This is a genomic window from Mycobacterium asiaticum (assembly GCF_001673635.1).
Classification (GTDB): Bacteria; Actinomycetota; Actinomycetes; order Mycobacteriales; family Mycobacteriaceae; genus Mycobacterium; species Mycobacterium asiaticum_C.
Map to the genome: position 1 here is coordinate 1 of NZ_LZMH01000045.1, position 1,297 is coordinate 1,297.

The 1,297-nt window shown below is 68.8% G+C and carries 2 protein-coding genes and 1 pseudogene; 1 reads left to right on the forward strand and 2 read right to left on the reverse strand.

The window, feature by feature from the left end:
* On the reverse strand, positions 1–784 hold a 784-nt coding region (locus tag A5645_RS13725), incomplete at its 3' end, for an HNH endonuclease signature motif containing protein (RefSeq protein WP_436405498.1).
* Between A5645_RS13725 and A5645_RS28725 the strand changes: the two are divergent.
* Positions 750–929 (forward strand): annotated as a pseudogene (locus tag A5645_RS28725) (DUF222 domain-containing protein); the annotation flags it as partial. The gene A5645_RS13725 and the pseudogene A5645_RS28725 overlap by 35 nt on opposite strands.
* Here A5645_RS28725 and A5645_RS28730 read toward each other — a convergent pair.
* Positions 905–1,261 carry a DUF222 domain-containing protein gene (locus A5645_RS28730; RefSeq protein WP_155768002.1) on the reverse strand — a complete coding sequence of 119 codons (357 nt, stop codon included), beginning with the start codon at positions 1,259–1,261 and terminating at the stop codon, positions 905–907. The pseudogene A5645_RS28725 and the gene A5645_RS28730 overlap by 25 nt on opposite strands.
* Positions 1,262–1,297 lie beyond the last annotated feature (36 nt).

Below are 1,297 nucleotides of genomic sequence, written 5' to 3' on the forward strand. Positions count from 1 at the left end.
GTGTGGTGGGTGGGCGTGCCAGGGAGGCGCAGGTCAGGGTGTGGCCCTCGCTGTCGGTGACCAGGAGTTGGTCGGCGGGTCCGGTGATGGTGATCAGGCCGCGGTGATGTGCCCGGTGGTGGTAGGGGCAGAGCAGGATCAGGTTGTGTAGTTCGGTGGGGCCGCCGTGTTCCCAGTGTTGGATGTGGTGGGCGTGCAGGCCTCGGGTGGCCCCGCAACCGGGGACCGCGCAGCTGCGGTGGCGGTGTTCGAGGGCGCGGCGCAGGCGGCGGTTGATCTCGCGGGTTTTGCGGCCGGCGCCGATCGGCACACCGTCGCGTTCGAACCACACCTCGTAGGTGGCATCACAAGTGAGGTAGTGGCGTTCGGCGTCGGTCAGCACCGGTCCCAGGTGCAACGCGGCGGCGGCGGGCTTGTCCACATCCAGATGCACCACCACGGTGGTGTGCTGGCCGTGGGGGCGGCGGTTGACGTCGCTGTCCCAGCCGGCCTCGATCAGCGCCATCAGCGCCTCCCCGCTGCCCGGCAACGGCGCACGCGCCTGGTCGTGCTCGGCCTCACCGGCGGTCTCGCCGTCGGGGTGGTCGCGTTTCCACTGGGCGATCAACCCGTCGCGGTGCGAGGCCAGGGCGGCGTCGAACTTCGCCGCGTCGTGGTGGTCGAGTTTGATCCGATAGCAACTGCCCGCCTCATCGGAGGTCTTGGTGATGCTCGGGGCGCGCTCGCTGGAGATGGTGATGGGCTGGAAGATGGCCCTGTCCTCGGCGAACGCGAAAACGATCACCGCGATCGCGCGCCGGCTCGAGGAGTTCCCGCAGTGCGCGGCCGGGTTGCGGGAGGGTCGGCTCTCGCTGGATCAGGTCGGGGTCATCGCCGCCCGAGGTGGTGCGGGCTCGGATGCCCATTACGCGCAACTGGCTGCGGTGGCCACGGTCAACCAGCTGCGCACCGCGGTCAAACTCGAACCCCGACCCTCCCGCAACCCGGCCGCGCACTGCGGGAACTCCTCGAGCCGGCGCGCGATCGCGGTGATCGTTTTCGCGTTCGCCGAGGACAGGGCCATCTTCCAGCCCATCACCATCTCCAGCGAGCGCGCCCCGGTCATGCCCCACAATTCGTCGCGCTCAAGTTCGGCGGCGATCTCCACCAGCCGCCCATCAATGGCATTACGATGCCCGGCCAACTCCGCCAACTCCTCGAACAACACCTCCAACCGATCCATAGGCCGCAGCCCCACCGGCGGCGACGCGATCGAAGACATAACCCCATCCTGACAGGAGGGTCTGACAAGCTGTGG

What these genes read in the sequence shown, in the direction of transcription:
- A5645_RS28730 (WP_155768002.1), bottom strand. Translation starts at nt 1,261, where the DNA reads ATGTCTTCGATCGCGTCGCCGCCGGTGGGGCTGCGGCCTATGGATCGG.